The organism is Streptomyces sp. NPDC047982, from assembly GCF_043204165.1.
Taxonomy (GTDB): domain Bacteria; phylum Actinomycetota; class Actinomycetes; order Streptomycetales; family Streptomycetaceae; genus Streptomyces.
The window spans coordinates 137,548-159,205 of record NZ_JBIDBS010000005.1 but is presented as its reverse complement, the minus strand read 5'-3'; the positions used below and the strand labels follow the sequence as shown (position 1 = coordinate 159,205).

Below are 21,658 nucleotides of genomic sequence, written 5' to 3'. Positions count from 1 at the left end.
GCGGTGCCGGAGCTGCCCCGGCCCGGTGCCCCGATGCGGTCCGCCATGGAGTGCTGCCTCTCCCGAGTCCGCGACCGGTGCCGGATCCCCCGTCATCTCTCCGGTGGTGCGGGAGCGCTGACCTCCGGCTCCGCGGCAGGGATGAAACGGCCGACGAGGTACGTGTAGAGAAATGCGCCGACCGGGCCGCCCACGAGCGGGCCCGCGATCGGAACCCAGAAGTAGAGATTCCCGTACTGATCCCGCCACGCCTCCCCATAACCCGTCAGAAAGCTCGCCAGTCTGGGCCCGAGGTCCCGGGCGGGATTGATCGCGTACCCCGCATTGGTGCCGAATGCCATGCCGATGGTGACCACGACGAGGCCCACGACGAACGGACTCATATTGGCGCCCGGTGGCGTATTCAGCAGATCCGTGACCGCGAAGATCAGCAGCACCAGAATGGCGGTGCCGATGATCTGGTCCCGTAATGCTCCCCATTCGGTGACGGGGAGTGCGGTATTGCCGTTGGCGGGCAGGGTGGAGAAGATCCCCTGCGTTTTGATGGTGTGTCCGGGATCCGCTTTCGCCAGCGCCTCGGTGTAATTCCATCGCACCACCAGCGCGGCGACGAAGGCCCCCGCGAGTTGCGCGAGGGAATAGGGTGCGACCTTCTTCCAGGGGAAATCCTTGAACGCCGCGAGCGAGAGCGTCACGGCGGGATTGAGATGAGCACCGCTCAGCCGGCCCGCCACATACACGCCCAAGGTGACTCCGAGCCCCCAGGCCCAGGCGATGCTGTCGTGGTCCCCGAGTCCGCCCGGCGGATCGGTGAGCGCGCCGCCGGCCGCCACCTGGGCCACCACACCACAGCCGAAGAGGATGAGGATCAGCGTTCCGGCGAATTCCGCCGCGAGTTCCCCTCCCAGCCCCGACAACATGCGCCGCTCCATGGGGATCTCGCTTCCTGTCGGGTGACGACCGTTGGCGGCATTGATCCACACATGAACGTAGAGGCGCGGGTCCGCTTCCGCACGCGGTGCTGCGGCGGTGGTGTGAGGACGGCCCTCAGCCCGCCCCGCCGGTCCGGACGGCTCCCGGTGCCGGGGCGTCGCGCAGTCCGAGGCGCAGGTGTTCGACGTGGAAGAGGGCCTGGTCGAGGAGCTCGGCCACGTGGTTGTCGTACAGCGCGTAGATCACCGACCGCCCCCGGCGTTCACCGGTGACGAGGCCGAGGTTGCGCAGCAGCCGCAGCTGATGGGAGCAGGCGGACTGCTCCATGCCGACCGCCTCGGCGAGTTCCGTCGCCGCGCACGGTCCCTCCTGGAGGCGGGCGAGGATGCGCAGCCGGGACGGGGTGGCGAGGGCCTGCAAGGTGGTCGCGACATCGGCGGCTCCCACGGCGTCGAGGCGCTCGCGCGCCGTGGCAGTGGTGTTCGCGTCAACTCCATGGCCCATGCCCTCATCCTACGAAGACCTTTCATGAATGACTGTTCATGTAATCCTGTATGGTGCGGGTCGCACCACTCCGGCCCGTCGCGCGAAGGAGCAGCGTCCATGTCCGTCACCCTCACCCCCGAGGCGCCACCCGTCGGACGGCTCCGGGAGGGAGCGCCGGGCGGGCGCCGCACCCGGATCCTCGCCCTTCCGGAGGCCCGCTGGGCCGCCGCGGCCCTGGTGCTGTTCCTGACGGCGCTGCCCCTCCATCTGCTCGGTGCCCCGGCCTGGGCATGGGGGCCGCTGTACGCCCTGACGTACGCCGCGGGCGGCTGGGAGCCCGGGTGGGAGGGGCTGAAGGCGCTCAAGGACCGGACGCTGGACGTGGACCTGCTCATGGTGGTCGCCGCGCTCGGGGCGGCGGCGATCGGGCAGGTGCTGGACGGCGCCCTGCTGATCGTCATCTTCGCCACGTCCGGCGCCCTGGAGGCGTTGGCCACCGCACGGACCGCCGACTCGGTGCGCGGGCTGCTCGACCTCGCGCCCGCCACGGCGACCCGGCTGGGTGACGGCGACGCCGAGGAAGTGGTGCCGACCGAGCGGCTGAGGGTCGGGGACGTGATCCTGGTCCGCCCCGGGGAGCGTGTGGGCGCCGACGGCCGTGTCCTCGACGGGGCCGGCGAGGTGGACCAGGCCACCATCACCGGCGAGCCGCTGCCGGTGGCCAAGGAACCGGGGGACGAGGTCTTCGCCGGGACGCTGAACGGCACCGGGGCGCTGCGGGTCGTGGTGGAGCGGGATCCGTCCGATTCGGTGATCGCCCGGATCGTCGCCATGGTCGAGGAGGCGTCCGGGACCAAGGCCCCCACTCAGCTCTTCATCGAGAAGGTCGAACAGCGCTACTCGATCGGCATGGTGGCGGCCACCCTCGCCCTGTTCGCCGCGCCCCTCGCGTTCGGCGCGGCGCTGCAGCCGACCCTGCTCCGCGCCATGACCTTCATGATCGTGGCGTCACCGTGCGCCGTGGTCCTGGCCACCATGCCGCCGCTGCTGTCCGCGATCGCCAACGCCGGACGGCACGGGGTGCTGATCAAGTCCGCGGTCGTGATGGAGCGCCTCGGCCAGATCGACGCCGTGGCCTTCGACAAGACCGGCACTCTGACCGAGGGCACCCCGCGCGTCACCGACGTATGTCCGCTGGCCGGGACCGGCCTGACCGAGGACGCCCTCCTGCTTCTTGCCGCGGCGGCCGAGCACCCGAGTGAGCACCCCCTGGCGAGGGCCGTCGTCGACGCGGCCCGTGCCCGCGGACTCGTACCGCCGCCGGTGAGGGACTTCGCCTCCACGCCCGGCACCGGCGTCACCGCCACGGTGGACGGCCGTACCGTCGCCGTCGGCAGCCCCGGACGCGTGCTCGACGGGCATACCGGCCCTGCGGCGGCCGAAGCCGTCGCACGTCTTGAGGAGGACGGCCGCACCGTCGTGCTGGTCGCCCTCGACGGCGCCCCGGTCGGCGTCCTCGGTGTCGCCGACCGGCTGCGCGACGACGCCCGCGACACCGTCACCCGGCTCAGCGCGCTCACCGATGCCCCACCGGTGCTGGTCACCGGCGACAATCCGCGCGCCGCCGCACGCCTGGGCGCCGACGTCGGGATCCGGGACGTCCGGGCAGGGCTGCTGCCCGAGGACAAGGTGGGTGCGGTGAGGGAGATGGAGGGGGCCGGGCGCAAGGTCCTCGTGGTCGGGGACGGCGTCAACGACGCCCCCGCCCTGGCCGCGGCCCATACGGGCATCGCCATGGGCAGGGCGGGCTCCGACCTCGCCCTGGAGACCGCCGACGCGGTCGTCGTCCGCGACGAGCTCGCCGCCATCCCCACCGCCGTCGCCCTCTCCCGCCGCTGCCGACGCCTGGTGGTGCAGAACCTGACGATCGCCGGCGTCTTCATCACCGGCCTGGTCGTCTGGGACCTGGCCGGCACCCTCCCGCTGCCGCTCGGCGTCGCCGGGCACGAGGGCTCCACCGTCCTCGTCGGCCTCAACGGGCTCCGGCTGCTGCGCGAGGCCGCGTGGAGGCGGGCCCGGAACGACCGCTGAAGCCCGGGGCACCCGGGCGACGCGACGGTCGCGCAGCAGATGATCCCGCACCACCAGCAGGCCGTCGCGACGGTGGCGCCGGCCGACGGCGGCGCCGCCGATCCCGGGATCAAGGAACTGGCCGCGGCGATCCGCGACGCCCGGGACCTCGAGATCGGCCGTCCACCGGACGTTCCGCACCTTTTTCGTGCCCGGAGCACTCACGCGTGCCGCACTCACGCGTGCCGCACTCACGCGTGCCGCACTCACGCGTGCCGCGCCGGAGGCCGCTGGGGCTTCCGGAGCCTGCGACCGAGCGAGAAGTGAAATGTCCCTTTTGGATTGATTTGAAGTGAATTGCAATTTTGGCCGGTAAAGATACTTTCGGCAATCGTTGAGGCGTTTGGGTGTCAGGTGAAACGTCCCTTTTGTCGCCTCGTGGTGTGAGTCACGTAAAAACCTCCCGAAGGGCCGGTCCGTGGCTCGACCACCCTTGTCGCGCAAGGGGATTCGAGTTCGGGTTGTGAGCTGGATTACTGCGAATTCCATGAATTGATCATGCGAATCAATTGTGATCAAAAATGGGGGCTTGTTCCGTTCCGCTTTTCTCGCCTACGGTCACCATCAATCCGGACGGAACGCCGAATCCTGCCGCCGTCCGAGAAACCGACCCACTCGTGTACGGCAGGAGCGGGGGACCCAGGTAAGCCGCCGGTCCGGTATCCGGAACGGCTCGGGGTGAAGTCGCATTCCTTGCGGCCAGACATCTCCCGTCTGAACCCGACAGCTCACCTCGCAGGCGACGGAGAGGAATTCACCATGACCGCAACGGGCACGTACCGTCGCCGCTCGTCCACTTCCCGGACCCGTGGGCTCATCGCCGCGGCCACGGGCGGAGTCGCCCTGGTGCTTCCGCTGATCGGAGCGGGATTCGCCACGGCCGCTCCGGCTCAGGCCGCCACCACCGAAAAGGTCGCGGTGCCGACCGCCGTCACCACCGGAAGTACTTCCGCGCCGAAGGCGGCGACCGTCACGCATTCCGTCCTCTCGGGCGACACCCTTTCCAAGATCGCACAGAGCTATTCCCTCGAAGGCGGCTGGAAGAAGCTGTACGAGGACAACCGGGAGATCATCGGGAACAACCCCGCGCTGATTCTCCCCGGAATGAAGCTGGCCGTCGGTGCCAAGGCCGAGTCCAAGGCCACCACCGGCGCCTCCGGTGCCCCGTCCGCGACCGTCACCGCCGCGCCGGTCTCATACGCGGACAACCTGGACGGCTGGATCAGGGAATCGCTGGCCATCATGGCCAAGCACGGCATTCCCGGCAGCTACGACGGCATCCACCGCAACGTCATGCGTGAGTCCTCCGGCAACCCCCGGGCCATCAACAACTGGGACTCGAACGCCCTCGCCGGAACGCCGTCCAAGGGCCTGCTCCAGGTCATCGACCCGACGTTCCGCGCCTACCACGTGCCCGGCACCCCGTTCGACAGCTACGACCCGGTCGCCAACATCACCGCCGCGTGCAACTACGCCGCCGACAAGTACGGCTCCATCGACAACGTCTTCGGCGCCTACTGACCCATACCGGCACGCACCGGCCCGGGTCCGTGCCGGTCCGCAAGCCGCGGATGCGCCCCTCCGGAAGCCGCACGGCTCCCCGAGGGGCGCATCCCGTCGCGTCGTACCCGGGGCCCCATCGCCTTCCCCTGCCCCGCCCGCGGGCGGGGCGCACTTCGCTCGTGGTCACTCCAGGGCGCTGCCCGTCGGCCGTTCCCGCGGCGGCCTGGGAAGCGTCGCCGCCGCACCGTCCCGGACGGACCGCACCGCCGCCTCGTGAAGACGTCTGCTGTCCTCCTCGGAACAGCAGGGCACGGGGCTGCCCGACATGGTGAACCAGTCGATCGCACCCGTGTACTGCACGGTCACCTGGGCCGTGTCGTCGGCCCAGGTCGTATGAACGGTCAGGTCCCCGGTCAGGACGCCGGCCTCGTCCGTGAGCACGCCGCCGCGCCCCGAGAACACACCACGAGTGGTCCATGACGCCCAAGCCATGTACCCAGGCTGACACCCGGTCCGCGGATCCGCGACCCGCGGGACCGCGCGTGCCCTTGCCGCGCATGGCCGCTGCCGCGACGCCGGGCACCGTATGGCTGCTGGGCCCGCTCGGAGTCGCCGGACAAGCGGCCGGTACCCTCTGCCCGCCATCCCGCGCATCGGCACCTCGCTCACCGACCTCGTCGTCGCGCTGATGCCCTGCGCCTCGGTGGCGGTGGGCGCGATGCTCTTCGGCGAGCGGCCCGCGGCGCGCGGTGGTGGCTGCGGTCATGGCGTGCGCGGCGGCCGCCGGATACGCGGCACTCGGCGCGGCCGCGGGGGACGCGGGCGCGGGGACACGGACGGGCCGGGCCCGCTGCTGGTGGGCGCTTGCGACCACGGCCTTCGCGGTCTACGGCGTCCTGTACCGGCGACGGCTGCCGGGACTGCCACCGCTCGCCGTGCTTCCCGTCCTGCTCGCCGCCGTCACCTCACCGGGGCGCCGAGGGTCTGCGGTCGCGGCTGGCGGGGCGCACGGAACGAGGCGACGCCGTTCTTCGACGGCGGCGTACGGGGATGCGCCGCGCTGTCGCTGTGCCTGTTCGACGACGCGTACGCGGACGACACGTCCACCGCCCCCGCTGACCTCGCTGCCGGACGTGTCCGGTACCGAGGCGCTGCCCGTCGCCCAGGCCGCCCTGCGTCTGGCGTTCCCCGGACGAGCCCTGCCCGAGGAGACCCGGTTCGCGTCCCTCGACGGCCGTCGGCGACGGCTGGTCCGCGTCCTCGCGAAGTCGCCCGGGACCTGGCTGCTGGACGGCAGGCCCTTCGGCAACGTCGGCACGCTCGTGAGGAGTTACGGGCTGCCGGGCGACGTGGACGCGATGGCCGCGTACATGGCCGGCACCCCGTCGCCCCGCAGGACGCGGTGAAGCGCACGTGACGCATGCGTCCGCTGCCTCTCCCGCACTGCCGCGCCCCCCGTCGCACGGGTGCGACGGGGGGCCTGGCAGACTCCGCGTCGTGAGACCCGACCTGACCCGACTTCGGGACATGATCGACGGGGCGCCGGAACTCGGCCGCAGGCGGGCCGTCGCCGCACCGGAGGCGATGATCCGCCGGGCCGAGGCGCGCGTCGGCCCGCTCCCGCCGTCGTACCGGTGGTGGCTGGCGGAGTTCGGTCACGGCCGGGCCGGACGCGCGCAGATCGCGACCGTCGTACCGGTCGACTTCGCCGACGACGTGTACGAGTCCATCACCGCCGACTGGCGGCTGGACGGCACTCGGCTGTGCTTCGCCGTCGAGCCCGACTGGGGCGACAGCTACTGCTTCGCCCTCGACCGGTACGGCGAAGCGGGGGACGGGGAGCATCCGGTGGTGTGCCGCGACGGAGCGGACGGCGAAGAGTACCCCGTCGCGGAATCCTTCGCAGGTTTCCTGACCGTCCGGGAAGCGCTCTCGCGAGGACTCAGGGAGGGGCCCAACCCCACGGTCGCCCGCCTGTGGCGGTCGACCCCGGGCGTCCTGCTCGACAACGGCGTTCACATCTACGGACCGGACTGCCTCACGGAACGCAACGAGACCTTCGAGGTCGCCCGGTACGCGCCCCACTGGGTGCTGGTCGGCGACGACAGCGGTGGCTGCGGACTGTTCATGCGGCGTCACGGCCGGGACCGGACCCGCGTGCACCGCCTGGACCTCGGTGCGATCGACGAGCGCATCGAGACGAACGGCGACCTGATGACGGACGATCTGCTCGGCTGGCTGCGCGCGGGCGGCCCGTCGATCTGACAGGGACGATCCGGCGCGACCGTCGGCGTCGACGGGCCCTGCGGTCGGCGCGCGCGGTCGGCACATCACCGCCCGTGATCAGGGGAACCCCCGCCCGGTCGGCTCGACACCATGGAGGTAGCATCTCCCGATGCGCATCGGGATCGTCGGAACCGAGAACAGCCACGTCGACCAGATCATCGACCGCCTCAACATCCGCCGCGCGGGCGGCGACGCCCGCGTCGTCGCGCTGAGCGGCGGACACAGCCGACGCAACGAGACACTCGCCGCCACCGGCGGGACGACGAGGATCGTCGACGCCCCCACCGACCTGCTCGGGCTGGTGGACGCCGTCATCGTCGCGGACCGGCACGGCGCACACCACCGCGACCATGCGGTCCCCTTCCTCGCCGAGGGACTTCCGGTCTTCGTCGACAAGCCGCTGGCCTGCACCGTCGAGGACGCCCGGGCCATGATCGACACCGCGCTCGCCCACGACGCACCGCTCACCTCGTCCTCGGCCCTCCGCTGGATTCCCGACGCGGAGGCGCTGGTGGCCCGGTCCGCGCGCGGCGGACAGCCGCACGTGGTCGTCATGTCCGGCCCCGCCGACCCCGACGGCGACCACGGAGGGATCTTCTTCTACGGAATCCATCCGGTGGACCTCGCGCTCCGGCTCGCTCCCGGAGAGATCTCCGGCGTGCGCACGGACACCACCGACACCACCGTCACCGCCACGTTCACGGCGGGCGCCACCCGTGTCGTCGTGAACTTCGTCAAGCCCACCGGTACCCGCCAGATCCCGTTCCACGCAATGACGTTCACCCAGGACACCATGGTCGAGCAGACCCTCACCCTCGACGCGGACTACTGCGTGCCGGGTCTCGACGTGTTTCTCGGGATGGTCCGCACGGGCAGGCCGCCGATCGCCTACGCGGACCTGCTGCGCCCCATCCAGGTCCTGGAGTCCGTGGCCACCGCCCTGCACATGCCGCGGAACGCCTCCCGGTGAGGTGACGCGACGTCGTCGCGCCACCTCCCGCCGCCACGCCGCGGTGGCACGGTCGGGGAACGGGCTGCCGCCCGCCTTGACGTGCTCCAGCAGGGCCGCGATGCGCACGCGCTCCTCCTTCTCCTCGTTCGCGTCCACGAAACGTCGCGGCAGACGCGCGGCGAGCTCGTCGAGCAGCCTCAGCCTGGCGCTCTCGTAGTCCCCCGATGTTCGTGTCGTCGTACACGAACCCGGCGTCGAAGGCTCCCGCGACAAGGGTGTGTTCGGAGTTGCGGACCGGATCGGAGCAGAGCGTACCCACCACGCCGAGGATCCCGGCGGGGTGTTCGCCGACCACCAGCGACGCCTGCATGTCGGGTGCGAGGAGGTTGCCGTCGCTGTACACGGTCCGCGCGCGCAGCGTGCCACCGCCGACGACGTCCCCCGTCTCGTCGGCGCTCAGATGCGAACCGGGCTCGGTCGGCGCTTCGACCCCCGGCGTTTATGAGCCACCCGGGAACGCGATCGTGTCCGGTCCGCCGCCCTGCTCGTCCCAGTGGTCGAGGCGTTGCCCTGCATATGCCGCGGCGGGCCGGCGCGTCGTGGATTCCGAGGCCGAACCGCGGGGCCGCCTCGGTCTGTACGGATGAGAGCCCGGTCGGCGCACGGCTTTCCCGTTCCGGCGCGCCATGTCCCGGGATCCCTGTCGCACACAGGTCAGGGGGAGTGATTCACATTCCGCATCGAAAATATGAAAGCCCATAAATAATCTATATGATTAGTAACCCACTTGGAGGTGGGTCGAATTATTCCCATTCCGCCCTGCTGGTCCGGCTGGGTCATCGGAAAGTGGACGGGTGGCAGATCGCCCCGGGTATGCACGTCCCGCTGATACGCGGCCGGAATCCGACGGTTGGCGGCGTCGGGAGAGGAAAGAAAGAGGAGCGGGTTCACTCGGGGTCCCCGTCCTGCGTGCGGGGGTCGCGAAGCGGCCCGTATCGGCCCCGAACGTCCATGACTCATGTGTGAATACCGGCGCCCGTGCGCCGGTCTCGCGCGCCCGCAGGAAGTCGTCAGACCTCTTTCGCGGTCTGCGCATTTTCTGTGCCGTCTTTCATGAAGGTGCTGCGGATGAAAAATTGCGAACCCATGCCCGGTGGCGGTCCGGAACCGGGCGTCGGGGCGGAGGGGAAAGGTTCCCCCGCGTCCCGGGCGCGCGGTCTGCTCAGGGTGTCGGCGTACCCGATCCTGCTGGTCGCCGCAGCGTCCGTGGCGACAGCGGCGCTGCTGTTCGGCTGGGACCCGGACAGCGTGAGCCCGCTCTTCCTGCTCGGCACCGTCGCCTATCTCGCCGCCCTCGAAAGGCTGATTCCCTATCAGCGTTCCTGGCATCCGAATCCCAGCGAGTGGCGCTGGTACGGCGTCTATTTCCTGTTCACGATGGCGGCCAGCGGAATGGCCCAGTATCTGGTCACCACGACCGTCTCCGCGCTGACGCCCGAGGAGACCGCACTCGACCTCTGGGAAGAAATCCCCGCAGCGCTCCTGACGGGCTCTCTGGCGAGTTATCTCGTGCACCGGCTCGGTCACACCAACTCGATATTGTGGCGATTTCATGGTGTCCACCACGTGCCGGACAAGGTCAACGTCGCCAACAACGGTGTCAATCACATCCTGGACATCGTGATCGCCCAGGGATTTGTCCAGCTGGCTCTGGCACTGATCGGATTCTCGCGCGAATCCGTGCTCGTCGTGGGATTGTTCGTGGCCGCCCAGGGATATTTCGTTCACGCCAACATAGACGTACGCATCGGCCGGCTCAACCATGTGCTCGCCAGCCCCGAACAGCACCGCCTGCACCACAGCACCGACCTGTCCGAGGCGGGCCACTACGGCTCGGACCTGTCGATCTGGGACCACCTTTTCGACAGCTACACCTGGCGGCCCGGCCGGGAACCCGTCGCGGTCGGAATTGTCGACCCCGCGTCGTTCCCGCCGACAGGTGAGATCACCTCCACCCTTCTTCACCCCTGGCGCCGCGCGAAGAGAGCCGGGCCCGGCCCCGTGTGACCGTTCCTGATTCTTGTGATGACCCGGACAGCCCCCGACCCATGCCGTGCCCCGGCGCCACTACTTGAGGAGTACGACCTTGCCCGACGTGAACAGTGCCTCTGTGAGCGACAAAGTAGCGATCATCGGCATGGGCTGCCGACTGCCCGGCGGTGCGTCCGACCACCGCACTTACTGGCAGAACCTCATGGAGGGCAAGGACTGCATCACACCGACGCCGGCCGACCGCTACGACATCACGACGCTGGGTAGCAGGCACAAGGACAAGCCGGGACGCCTCGTCGGCGGCCGGGGCGGATACATCGACGGTTTCGACGAGTTCGACCCAGGGTTCTTCGGCATCAGCCCGCGCGAGGCCGACCACATGGACCCGCAGCAGCGCAAGCTGCTGGAGGTGGCCTGGGAGGCACTGGAGGACGGCGGCCAGCGGCCCGCCGAGCTCGCCGGGAGCAACACGGCGGTGTACGTCGGCGCGTTCACGCTCGACTACAAGATCCTCCAGTTCTCCGACCTGGGCTTCGGCTCACTGGCCGCCCACACCGCCACCGGCACCATGATGACGATGGTCTCGAACCGTCTCTCGTACTGCTTCGACTTCCGGGGCCCCAGCCTGTCGATCGACACCGCCTGCAGTTCCTCCCTGGTCGCGGTGCACCTCGCCTGCCGGAGCCTGCACCACCGCGAGACCGACCTCGCGCTGGCCGGCGGCGTACTGCTGCACATGGCGCCCCAGTACACCATCGCCGAGACGAAGGGCGGCTTCCTGTCGCCCGACGGGCGCTCGCGCACGTTCGACGCCGCCGCCGACGGCTACGTACGCGCGGAGGGCGTGGGCATGGTCGCCCTCAAGCGCCTCGACGACGCCCTGCGGGACGGCGATCCGATCCACGCGGTGATCATCGGCACGGGAGTCAACCAGGACGGCCGCACCAACGGCATCACCGTACCCAGCGCGGACGCCCAGGTCCGGCTCGTCCGAAGCGTCTGCGCCGGAGCCGGCATCACGCCCGGCGCCCTGCAGTACGTGGAGGCGCACGGCACCTCGACACCGGTCGGCGACCCGATCGAGGCGGACGCGCTGAGCCGGGCGCTCGCCGAGGGCCGCAGACCGGGCGACCCGTGCTACGTGGGGTCGGTCAAGACCAACATCGGGCACACCGAATCCGCGGCGGGCGTCGCCGGACTGATCAAGACCGTCCTCTGCCTCAAGCACCGCCGGATCCCGCCCCACATCAACCTGGAACGGATCAACCCGGCCGTCGACGCGGCGTCCGCCCCGTACCGGATCCCGACCGAGCCGACCGACTGGCCCGCGCACGAAGGCCCCGCACGGGCCGGTGTGAACTCCTTCGGGTTCGGCGGCACCAACGCGCACGTCGTCCTGGAGGAGGCGCCCGAACGGGAAGCCCCGCGCACCGCGCACGAGGAGCGGGCCTGGAACGTCCTCCCGCTCAGCGCCAGGACCGCGGACCTGCTGCCGGACGTGGCGGAGGGCATCCGCCGCGAACTGGCCGGTGCGCACGGACCGACGGCACCGCTGCCCGATCTCGCCTACACGCTCGCCCGCCGCCGTCAGCACCTCGAATCCCGACTCGGCGTCGTGTACTCCTCACGGACCGACCTGGACGAGGGGCTCGCGGCCTTCCTCCGCGGCGAACCCCACCCCCGGGTCGTCCAGGGCAGAAGGCTCGACGCCGAACAGCGCGGCCTGGTCTGGGTCTTCACCGGAATGGGACCCCAGTGGTGGGGCATGGGGCGCCAACTGCTGGAGGGCGACGCGGTGTTCCGGGACGCCGTCACCCGCTGCGACCGGGCGATCCGCGAGCTCGCGGGCTGGTCCCTGATCGAGGAGATGACGGCCGACGAGGCCGATTCGCGCATGGCCGAGACCTGGCTGGCACAGCCGGCCAATTTCGCCGTCCAGGTCGGACTCGCGGCGATGTGGCGCCGGTACGGGGTGAGGCCCGACGCCGTGGTCGGTCACAGCACCGGCGAGATCGCCGCCTTCTACGAGGCGGGCGTCTACACCCTGGACGACGCGGTGAGGATCGTGGTGCACCGAAGCCGGCTCCAGCAGACGCTGACCGGCACCGGCACCATGCTCGCCGTCAGCCTGCCCGAGGAGGAGGCGCAGACCCGGGTGGCCGCGTACGGGGACCGGGTGTCCGTGGCCGCGGTCAACAGTCCCTCGGCCGTCACCCTGGCCGGCGACCGCGACGCGCTCGCCGAACTGGCGCAGGAGCTGGAGGCGGAGAAGGTCTTCGCCAAGTTCCTGACCGTGCAGGTGCCCTACCACGGCCCGGGCATGGAGGCCATCAAGGACGAGTTGCTCGCCTCGCTGGACGGACTCGCACCACGACCGGCGACCGTTCCGCTGTACCTGACGGGCCAGGAGGGCATGGCGCACGGCCCCGAACTGGACGCGGGCTACTGGTGGAAGAACGTCCGCGACCGTGTCCGCTTCCGGTCGGCGGTGGACCGGCTCGCCGACGACGGGTACGGCCTGTTCCTGGAGATCGGCCCGCACCCGGTGCTGGGCCACTCCATCCGCGAATGTCTCGACGGCCGGGGAAGCACAGCACGCACCCTTCCCTCCATCCGCCGCCAGGAGGACGAGCCGGAGCGCTTCGCCGCCTCGCTGGCGCACCTGCACACCCTCGGTGTGCCCATCGCCTGGGACACCCTGCACCCGGCGGGCACTCCCGTGACCCTGCCCCGCTACCCGTGGAAGCGCGACCGGTACTGGACGGAGCCCGGCCCCGTCGCGCAGGTCCGCCTCGGCCGCACCGACCATCCGCTGCTGGGCCGGCGCACCACACACCCCGAACCGACCTGGCACACCGCACTCGACACGGAGCGGCTGCCCTACCTCGACGACCACCGCATCCAGTCCACCGTCGTCTTCCCGGCAGCGGGCTATCTGGAGATGGCCATCCAGGCGGTCCGCGCCCTGACCGGCGGCACCCACGCCGTGCTCACGGACATCGAACTCCGCAAGGCCCTCTTCCTGCCCGAGGGCGAGGACCGGGGCGTACGCCTGACGCTCTCGTCGCGGAACGCGGCGTTCACGATCGCCTCGGCGGGGGAGGACGAGAACGACCGCGCGGTGCACGCGAGCGGAGTCGTACGCTCCGAGCAGCCGCGCCCCTCCGGCCCCCCGGCCGACATCGAGGCCGTCCGGGCACGGATGCGACGCCGACTGGACAGCGAGGACTGTTACGCGGAACTGGCGGCCCTCGGATACCACTACGGTCCCGCTTTCCGCGCCGTCGAGGAGGTACGGATCGGACACGGCGAGGTGCTCGCCCGGCTCCGTCCGCCCGCGGCGATCGGCGGCGACGCGGCCCGGTACCACATCCACCCCGCGCTGCTCGACGGCTGCTTCCAGGCGCTGCTGACCACGCGGCTCCTGGGCGACAGCACCGACCGCCGGGGCTCCGGCATCCGCCTGCCGCTGTCGATCGACGAGGTGTGCCTCGCCCCGGTCGGGGACCGCCCGATCCGGGTGCACGCCACGGTGACCCGCGAGGACGCGGACGAACTCGTCGGGGACATCGCCCTCTACACGGACGACGGCGAACCACTCGGAAACATCCGGGGATTTCGCGCGGCCGACGTGGAGAAGGCATCCACGGCGGTCGGCCTCGGCACGATCGACTCCTGGCTCGCCGAGACCGTCTGGATCGACCGGCCCCTCGTCGGCGAGAACGGGAGCACGGACGAGAACCGGCCGACGAACGGGAACGAGAACGCGCCCGCGAACGAAGCGCGGACCGGAGCCGACCGCGCCACCGGGGGCGGCTGGCTGGTGTTCGCCGACGGCCGGGGTGTCGGCGACGCCCTGAGCGCCCTGCTCGCCGCGCGCGGCGAGCGATGCCGCCTCGTACGACCGGGGAAGACGTACCGGAGGTCGAACGACGGAAGGGAGTTCACCGTCGCCCCCGGCTCCGTCGTGGACCTCGAACGGCTCCTCGCCGACCTGGACGAGGCCGCAGACGACGGGAGCGGCGCCCGGACCGGACCGCAGGGAGCGGACGGAACGGACGCACGAGGCGGCGCGACGCCGTTCCCCGGCACCGTCGTGCACCTGTGGAACCTCGACCTGCCGCACCTCGCCGACGCGACACGAAGCGACCTGGCACACCATCGCGACACCGGCGCGTACTCCCTGATCACGCTCGCCCGGACGCTGCTGCGCCGCAGGGCGAGCGGGCGGCTGCACATCGTGACCCGCGGCGCGCAGCACGTCGAGCCGGACGAGACGGTCGAACCGCTGGGCGCACCCGCGTGGGGCGTCGGCCGGGTCCTGCGACACCAGGAACTGCTCACCCACCCAGGCAAGCTGATCGACCTGGACCCCCGCCCGCAGGAGGGCGAGGACTCCCGGACCGAGGCCGAGGCACTCCTGCGGGAGATGCTCACCGACGACGAGGAAGAGGTCGCGCTGCGCGGCACGCGACGCTTCACCAGCAGGGCACGGCGCGCCGCGGGACTGACCCGTCCCCTTCCGCTGCGCCTGCGCGCCGATGCGAACTATCTGGTCACCGGCGCCTTCGGAGCGCTCGGCCGACTGCTCTGCCGCACCCTGGTACGGCGCGGGGCGCGCGGTCTCGTCCTCGTCGCACGCACCGCGCTGCCGGAACGCGCCGCCTGGCGCGACCTCGACCCCGGCACCGCCGAGGGCCGCGCCGCCGCCTTCGTCAAGGAACTGGAGGCACTCGGCGCACGCGTCGTCCTGGCACCGCTCGACATCACCGACGAGGAGGCGTTCACGGCCTGGCTCGACGCCCACCGGCGTACCGACCCGCTGCCCGTCCGCGGGGTGTTCCACCTGGCCGGACAGGTCCGCGACACCCTCGTCGCGGACATGGACCACCGCACGTTCGCCGATGCCCACGACCCCAAGGCCGTCGGCGCGTACCTGCTCCACCGGCACCTGCGGGACGAACCCCTGGACCACTTCGTCCTCTTCGCCTCGATCGCCTCCCTGCTGACCACCGCCGGCCAGACCAACTACGCCGCCGGGAACGCCTTCCTGGACGCACTGGCCCACCACCGCAGGGCACTCGGCCTGCCCGCCCTGAGCGTGGACTGGGGCCCGTGGGCCACCGGCATGATCGAGGAGCTGGGCCTCGTCGGCCACTACCTCCACAGCCGGGGGATGAGTTCCCTCGCGCCGGACGTCGGCATGGCGGTCCTGGAGCGCGTCATCGGCCAGGACCGGGCGCAGCTGCTCGTCGCGACCGTCGTCGACTGGCCGGTGTTCCTGGCCTGGTACGCCTCACCGCCCGCGCTGGTGGCCGAACTGGCCGCGACGGACCGCGCGGACACGGCCGACGCGGGTGCGGGCGACGGTCTCCTCGACATCTTCCGCGGTGCGGACGCGGCCGAACGCCTGGCCCTGGTGACCCGCCGGTTCACCGCCGTCGCCGCCTCCGTGCTGCGGGCGGGCGCCGAGCAGATCGATCCGCAGGCGGGCCTCAACGCGCTGGGCCTCGACTCGCTCCTGGCGATGGAACTCCGCGCCCGGCTCGGCGCCGAACTCGGCGTGGCCCCGCCCGTGGTGGCGCTGCTCAGCGGCACGACGGTCGGCGAACTGGTCGTACAGCTCCACGACAGCCTCGCCGAGGCGGTGGCACTGAAGGCCGGGGGCGACGACAAGACGGCGGTGGAGGTTTTCGAGGACGCGTTCCGGTACCCGCTGACGCAGAACCAGAAGGCCCTGTGGTTCCTGCGCCAGCTCAACCCCGAGGGTTACGCGTACAACATCGGCGGCGCGGTCGAGGTCAGGGTCGCCCTCGAACCCGACCTGATGTTCGAGGCCGTCCGCCACCTCGTCGCACGGCACCCCGCGCTGCGGACCAACTTCCTCACGGTGGACGGGGTTCCGATGCAGCAGGTCTCGACCGACCGGAGCCCCGACCTCGCGCTGTTCGACGTCCAGGACCAGGAGTGGGAGGACATCCACCGCACGATCGTGGCCGAGTACCGCAAACCGTACGACCTCGAACACGACCCGCTGTTCCGCTTCCGCCTCTTCAAGCGCGGCCCCGACCGCTGGGTGATCATGAAGGCGGTCCACCACATCATCTCCGACGCGATCTCGACGTTCACCTTCATCGAGGAACTCCTCGCGGTGTACGAAGGGCTGCGCCAGGGCCGCGCGCCCTCACTGCCCCCCGTCACCGCACGCTACCTGGACTTCCTCAACGCGCAGAACCGGTTCCTGGCCGGACCCGCGGCGCAGCGCATGCTCGACTACTGGTGCTCGCACCTGCCGGACGAGGTCCCCGTCCTGGAACTGCCCACCGACCGGCCCCGCCCCGCCGTCCAGACCCACAACGGCGCCTCGGAGTTCTTCGTCCTGGACACGGCCCTCACCGCCCGCGTGCACGCCCTGGCCCGCCGGCACGACGTGACCCCCTTCATGGTGCTGCTCGGCGCCTACTACGTGCTTCTCCAGCGCTACTCCGGACAGGACCACGTCATCGTGGGCAGCCCGGTCACCGGCCGCACCGAGCAGGAGTTCGCCTCCGTCTACGGCTACTTCGTCAACCCGCTCCCGCTGCACGCCGACCTGTCCGGCGAACCATCGGTCGCCGAACTGCTGCAACAGGTCCGCACGACCGTACTGGGCGGCCTGGACAACCAGGAGTACCCGTTCGTCCTGCTGGTGGACCGACTGGGCCTCCAGCACGACCCCAGCCGGTCCGCCGTGTTCCAGGCCATGTTCATCCTGCTCACGCACAAGGTCGCCACCGAGAAATACGGCTACCGGCTCGAATACATCGAGCTCCCCGAGGAGGAGGGGCAGTTCGAGGTCACCCTGTCCGTCTACGAGGACGAGGCGGACCACCGGTTCCACTGCGTCCTCAAGTACAACACCGACCTGTTCGAGGCAAAGACCGTGCGACGGATGGCGTCGCACTACACGAGGCTCCTCGACAGCATGACCCGGGCGACCGCCGAACACCCCGTCACCCGGCTGGAGATGCTCGGCGCCCGGGAACGCGAACGCCTGGTCGGCGAGTGGAGCGGCGCCGGGCGTCTCACCGCGTCCCCGGAGCCGGAGGAGACCGGCACCGGCCGGGTCCGGCCGGTGCACGAACTGATCGCCGAGGCCGCCGCCCGGTGCCCCGACGCGGTCGCCGTCACCGTACCGGCACCTCGCGGCCCGGCCCTCCGGCTGACGTACGCGGAGCTGGACCGTCGCTCCGACCACTTGGCGTCACGGCTGCGGGGACTGGGAGCCGGGGGCGGCTCGACCGTGGCACTGTGCCTCGACAAGTCTCCCGACCTCGTCGTGGCACTCCTCGCGGTGCTCAAGGCCGGGGGTGCCTACCTCCCGGTCCCGCCCGACCACCCCGCCGACCGTGTCGCCCGCACCCTGCGGACGGCCGGCGCCACCCTCGCCCTGGTCGAGGACGACACCGCCCGCGACCGGTTCACCGGACTGCCGGCCCGGACGCTGACTCTGCGCGAACTGTACGAGGCGCCGCCCGCGCCGCAGGACCGGCAGGCGCCCGCACCCGGCGCCACGCCCCCGGTGGACCTCGACGCGCCCGCCTACGTCATCCACACCTCCGGCTCGACCGGACTCCCCAAGGCCGTCCAGGTCAGCCACCGCAACCTCGCCTCCGCGTACCGCGCATGGCGGGACGAGTACCGGCTCGACCGGGACGTGCGCGTGCACCTCCAGATGGCGGCCCCCTCGTTCGACGTCTTCACCGGCGACCTGGTGCGCGCGCTGTGCTCGGGCGGCACCCTCGTACTCGTCGACCGGGACCTCCTCTTCGACACCGAACGCCTCCACCGCACCATGCGCGAGGAACACGTCGACTGCGCCGAGTTCGTCCCCGCCGTCGTGCGCGGACTCATGGACCACTGCGAACGCGAAGGCCACCGACTGGACTTCATGCGCCTGCTGGTCGTCGGCTCCGACGCCTGGAAGGTGGGGGAGTACCGGCGGCTGCGCGACCTGTGCGGCCCGCGGACCCGCGTGCTCAACTCCTACGGACTGACCGAGGCCACCATCGACAGCGCCTGCTTCGAAGGGCCCGCCGACGACCTCGAACCGGGCCGGACCGTGCCCATCGGACGACCCCTGGCCAACAGCACGCTCCACGTCCTCGACCGGCACGGCGAACCCGTACCGCCCGGCGTCCCCGGCGAGCTGTGGATCGGCGGCGAAGGCGTCGCCCTCGGCTACGCCGGCGATCCGCGGCAGACGGCGGAACGCTTCGTGACCCGGACGCTCGGCCGGGGACCGGACGCCCGCCCCGTACGCCTCTACCGCACCGGGGACGCGGCACGCTGGGACACGAACGGCGTCGTTCACCTGCTCGGGCGCGTCGACGGCCAGATCAAACTCCGCGGCCACCGCATCGAGACCGGCGAGGTCGAGACCCACCTCGCCGGGTGGCCGCAGCTGGCCCGCACGGTCGTCACCGTCCGCCCCGACGCCCGCGGCGAGGACGCGCTCTGCGCGTACTGCGTACCGGTGCCGGGAGCGGAACTCGACCGCCGCTCGCTGCGCCGCCACCTCGCCGACCTGCTGCCGGCCCACATGATCCCCGCGCACTTCGTCACCCTGCCGGAGCTGCCGCTGACGCCCAACGGAAAGGTCGACCTCACCGGCCTGCCCGACCCCCGGCCGGAGACCGCCGAGGAACCCGAGGAGACGCCCGGCACACCGTTCGAGATCAGCATGGCCCGGCACTGGAGGGACCTGCTGGGGCTCGAACGGGTCGGCGCGACGCACGAATTCTTCGAGGTGGGCGGCAGCTCCATCAAACTGATCGAACTGATCCACCGCCTGCGGCAGGAGTTCGGCGTGGGAATCCCCGTCAGCCTGCTGTACCGGGTCACCACCCTGCAGGGCATGGCCGCGACGGTGGAACGCCTCGCCACCGGCGGTCTCGCGGACGATCTGCCCTGCCTGGACTTCAACCCCGACCGGAAACGGACCGTGTTCTGCTTCCCCCCGGCCGGCGGCCACGGACTCGTCTACCGGACGTTCGCCGCCAAGCTCCCCGGACACCGGCTGATCGCCTTCAACTACGTCCCCGGGGAGGACAAGACGACCCGCTACGCCGACCTCGTCGAGTCCATGCAGCCCGACGGCGGCATCCGGCTGCTCGGCTACTCCCTCGGCGGCAACCTCGCGTTCGAGGTGGCCAAGGAACTCGAAGGCCGCGGGCGTGAGGTCGCTCACGTGATCGTCCTGGACTCGCACCGCATCACCGAGCCCTATGTCCCCGGCCCCGAACACCTCGAGATCTTCGAGGCGGAGCTGGCCGAACACCTCCTCAAGCACACGGGATCGCAGATCGTCGCCCGCGAGACCCTCGACCACGCCGCGGAATACCTGGCCTTCTGCGGCCGCCGCCCCAACCTCGGCACGGTGTCCGCGACCGTCAGCGTCGTCACGGACGAGGAGAAGTCCGGCCTGTACGCCGCCGACGCGCGCGGCACCTGGTACGGCAGCTCCACCACCGCCACGGCCGTGCTCCGCGGCTCCGGGGTCCACGCCGACATGCTCGACCCCAAGCACGTGGCCTGCAACGCCGAACTCGTGCGCGACATCCTCCGGGAGGGCGGCGGTCATGACCGATGACACGGACGACGAGTGGGGCCGCGACGGGCGCGCCGCAAACGGCGCACCCCGGGTCATCGTCATCGGCGCGGGCGTCGCGGGACTGTCCACCGGGTGCTATGCCCAGATGAACGGCATGAGGTCGCGCATCTTCGAGAAGCACGTACTGCCCGGGGGCTGCTGCACCGCCTGGTCGCGCGACGGCTACATCTTCGACTACTGCATCGAATGGCTGATCGGCACGGCCGCGGGCAACGAGGCCCACCAGGTCTGGCGTGAACTCGGCGCACTCGACGGCAAGACCATCACCAACTTCGAGATGTTCAACCGGGTCGTCGACGAGACCGGCCGGTCGGTGGTCTTCTACAACGACCCGGACCGGCTGGAGAAGCACCTGCTCGAACTGTCGCCCACCGACGCCCGCCCGATCCGCTCGTTCTGCCGCGACCTGCGCCGGTTCACCGCCATCGAGCTGTACCCGTTCCTGACCGCACCCGCTCTGAGGACCGTACGCGAGAGGGCCGCGACGCTGCGCACCGTGCTGCCCGCGTTCCGCCTCTTCTGGCGCACCGCGGCCACCCCGATGCACGAATTCGCCGACCGTTTCCAGGATCCGCTGCTGCGCCGGGCGTTTCGCAACATCTTCTTCCAGGACCCCGAGGGCTTCCCGCTCCTGCCGTACCTCTTCAACATGGCCAGCGCCCATCACCGCAACGCGGGCTTTCCGCAAGGGGGTTCGCTGGGCCTGGCCCGGTCGATCGAGGAACGGTACACGGGACTGGGCGGCGAGATCGGCTACCGGGCACGGGTCGAGAGGATCCTGGTCGAGGACGGACGAGCCGTCGGCGTCGAACTGCGCAACGGCAGGCGGTACTACGCCGACCACGTCGTCTCCGCATGTGACGGCCACACCACCATCCACGGCCTCCTCCAGGGCCGGTACACCGGGCCACGCATCGACAAGCTGTACAACGACCTGTTGCACCGCCGGGGCGCCCTCTTCCCCGCCGTGGTCTCCGCCTTCGTCGGGATCCGCGGCGACCTGGGACACGACCGGGCGCACAGCACCACCTACCTGCTCACCCCCGAGGACGCCGCACGCCTGCCCGGAGCGCTCCAGAGCAGCCTGGTGGTCCAGCTGCGCTCCGACTACTCCGACGGATTCGCACCGCCCGGCCGCTCGGTGATCCACTGCACGTACTTCAGCGACTTCGCCCACTGGAAGGAACTGCGCGTCGCCGATCGCAAGGCGTACCGCGCGCGGAAGCGCGACGTGGCCGAATTCGTCAGGGGCTTCCTGGAACGCCGCATGCCCGGCACGGCCGGACGCATCGAGCTCGTCGACATCGCCACCCCGGCGACGACCCGCCGCTACACCGGCAACCACGACGGCTCCATCCTCGCCTGGAAGGCGTTCTCCGAGGCCGACGACATCGCGACCAAACTCGTCGGCAAGGACCGCATGCGCCTGCCCGGGCTGCGCGGCTTCTCCATGGCCGGGCAGTGGGTGGGCCTGGGCGGCCTCATCCGCGCCGCGTCGACCGGCCGCTTCGTCGTTCAGTACCTCTGCGACGAACTCGGTCGCCCCTTCACGGCGTACGAGAGCCGGGGCGACGAACCCTGGCACCCCGGGAAGCTGGGCCGGCTGCCCCAGCTCGACCGATGGTCCACCCGCGGGGACACCCGCACATGAACACCGAGGAGAC

11 protein-coding genes, 1 pseudogene and 1 riboswitch are annotated in these 21,658 nt (G+C 70.9%); of the genes and pseudogenes, 9 read left to right on the top strand and 3 right to left on the bottom strand.

The genetic code is table 11. The features are described from left to right. Positions 1 to 92: 92 nt before the first annotated feature. The gene (locus ACGF2V_RS08075) at positions 93 to 932 is read right to left on the bottom strand and encodes an MIP/aquaporin family protein (protein WP_362704653.1); all 840 of its coding nucleotides are present in this window, start codon (positions 930 to 932) and stop codon (positions 93 to 95) included. Positions 933 to 1,047: 115 nt separating this feature from the next. Beyond that, positions 1,048 to 1,437 carry a metalloregulator ArsR/SmtB family transcription factor gene (locus ACGF2V_RS08070; protein WP_362623125.1) on the bottom strand — a complete coding sequence of 130 codons (390 nt, stop codon included), beginning with the start codon at positions 1,435 to 1,437 and terminating at the stop codon, positions 1,048 to 1,050. A 99-nt stretch (positions 1,438 to 1,536) separates the two neighbouring features. Between ACGF2V_RS08070 and ACGF2V_RS08065 the strand changes: the two genes are divergently transcribed. From ACGF2V_RS08065 to ACGF2V_RS08055, 3 genes and pseudogenes are all read left to right on the top strand, one after another. Beyond that, complete coding sequence (locus tag ACGF2V_RS08065) at positions 1,537 to 3,510, top strand: heavy metal translocating P-type ATPase (protein ID WP_362704651.1); 1,974 nt, start codon at positions 1,537 to 1,539, stop codon at positions 3,508 to 3,510. A gap of 30 nt (positions 3,511 to 3,540) precedes the next feature. Next, positions 3,541 to 3,816, top strand: a pseudogene (locus tag ACGF2V_RS08060) (DUF305 domain-containing protein); the annotation flags it as partial. 302 nt (positions 3,817 to 4,118) lie between these two features. Then, a riboswitch (cyclic di-AMP (ydaO/yuaA leader) is annotated at positions 4,119 to 4,304 on the top strand. Between the two features lie 4 nt (positions 4,305 to 4,308). Continuing rightward, a complete protein-coding gene (locus ACGF2V_RS08055; RefSeq protein WP_362704647.1) occupies positions 4,309 to 5,070 on the top strand; it encodes a LysM peptidoglycan-binding domain-containing protein in 762 nt (253 codons plus the stop codon). Between the two features lie 165 nt (positions 5,071 to 5,235). On the opposite strand, the gene ACGF2V_RS08050 is transcribed toward ACGF2V_RS08055, so the two are convergent. Continuing rightward, positions 5,236 to 5,544: a hypothetical protein gene (locus ACGF2V_RS08050; protein WP_362704645.1), complete on the bottom strand. Its 309-nt coding sequence runs from the start codon at positions 5,542 to 5,544 to the stop codon at positions 5,236 to 5,238. Positions 5,545 to 5,816: 272 nt separating this feature from the next. On the opposite strand from ACGF2V_RS08050, the gene ACGF2V_RS08045 reads away from it, so the two are divergent. From ACGF2V_RS08045 to ACGF2V_RS08020, 6 genes are all read left to right on the top strand, one after another. After that, positions 5,817 to 6,458, top strand: a complete 642-nt coding sequence (locus ACGF2V_RS08045) for a hypothetical protein (RefSeq protein WP_362704642.1) — start codon at positions 5,817 to 5,819, stop codon at positions 6,456 to 6,458. A gap of 91 nt (positions 6,459 to 6,549) precedes the next feature. Next, on the top strand, positions 6,550 to 7,317 hold the full coding sequence (locus ACGF2V_RS08040) for an SMI1/KNR4 family protein (RefSeq protein WP_362704640.1): 768 nt from the start codon (positions 6,550 to 6,552) through the stop codon (positions 7,315 to 7,317). Positions 7,318 to 7,447: 130 nt separating this feature from the next. Beyond that, the gene (locus tag ACGF2V_RS08035; protein WP_362623142.1) at positions 7,448 to 8,308 is read left to right on the top strand and encodes a Gfo/Idh/MocA family oxidoreductase; all 861 of its coding nucleotides are present in this window, start codon (positions 7,448 to 7,450) and stop codon (positions 8,306 to 8,308) included. A 1,110-nt stretch (positions 8,309 to 9,418) separates the two neighbouring features. After that, positions 9,419 to 10,357 (top strand): sterol desaturase family protein, encoded by a 939-nt coding sequence (locus tag ACGF2V_RS08030; RefSeq protein ID WP_389047191.1) that lies wholly within the window; start codon positions 9,419 to 9,421, stop codon positions 10,355 to 10,357. A 79-nt stretch (positions 10,358 to 10,436) separates the two neighbouring features. Further along, on the top strand, positions 10,437 to 19,973 hold the full coding sequence (locus tag ACGF2V_RS08025; protein ID WP_362704637.1) for a non-ribosomal peptide synthetase/type I polyketide synthase: 9,537 nt from the start codon (positions 10,437 to 10,439) through the stop codon (positions 19,971 to 19,973). After that, the gene (locus ACGF2V_RS08020) at positions 19,963 to 21,645 is read left to right on the top strand and encodes an NAD(P)/FAD-dependent oxidoreductase (RefSeq protein WP_362704635.1); all 1,683 of its coding nucleotides are present in this window, start codon (positions 19,963 to 19,965) and stop codon (positions 21,643 to 21,645) included. Before ACGF2V_RS08025 ends, ACGF2V_RS08020 begins: the two co-directional genes overlap by 11 nt. Positions 21,646 to 21,658: the final 13 nt, after the last annotated feature.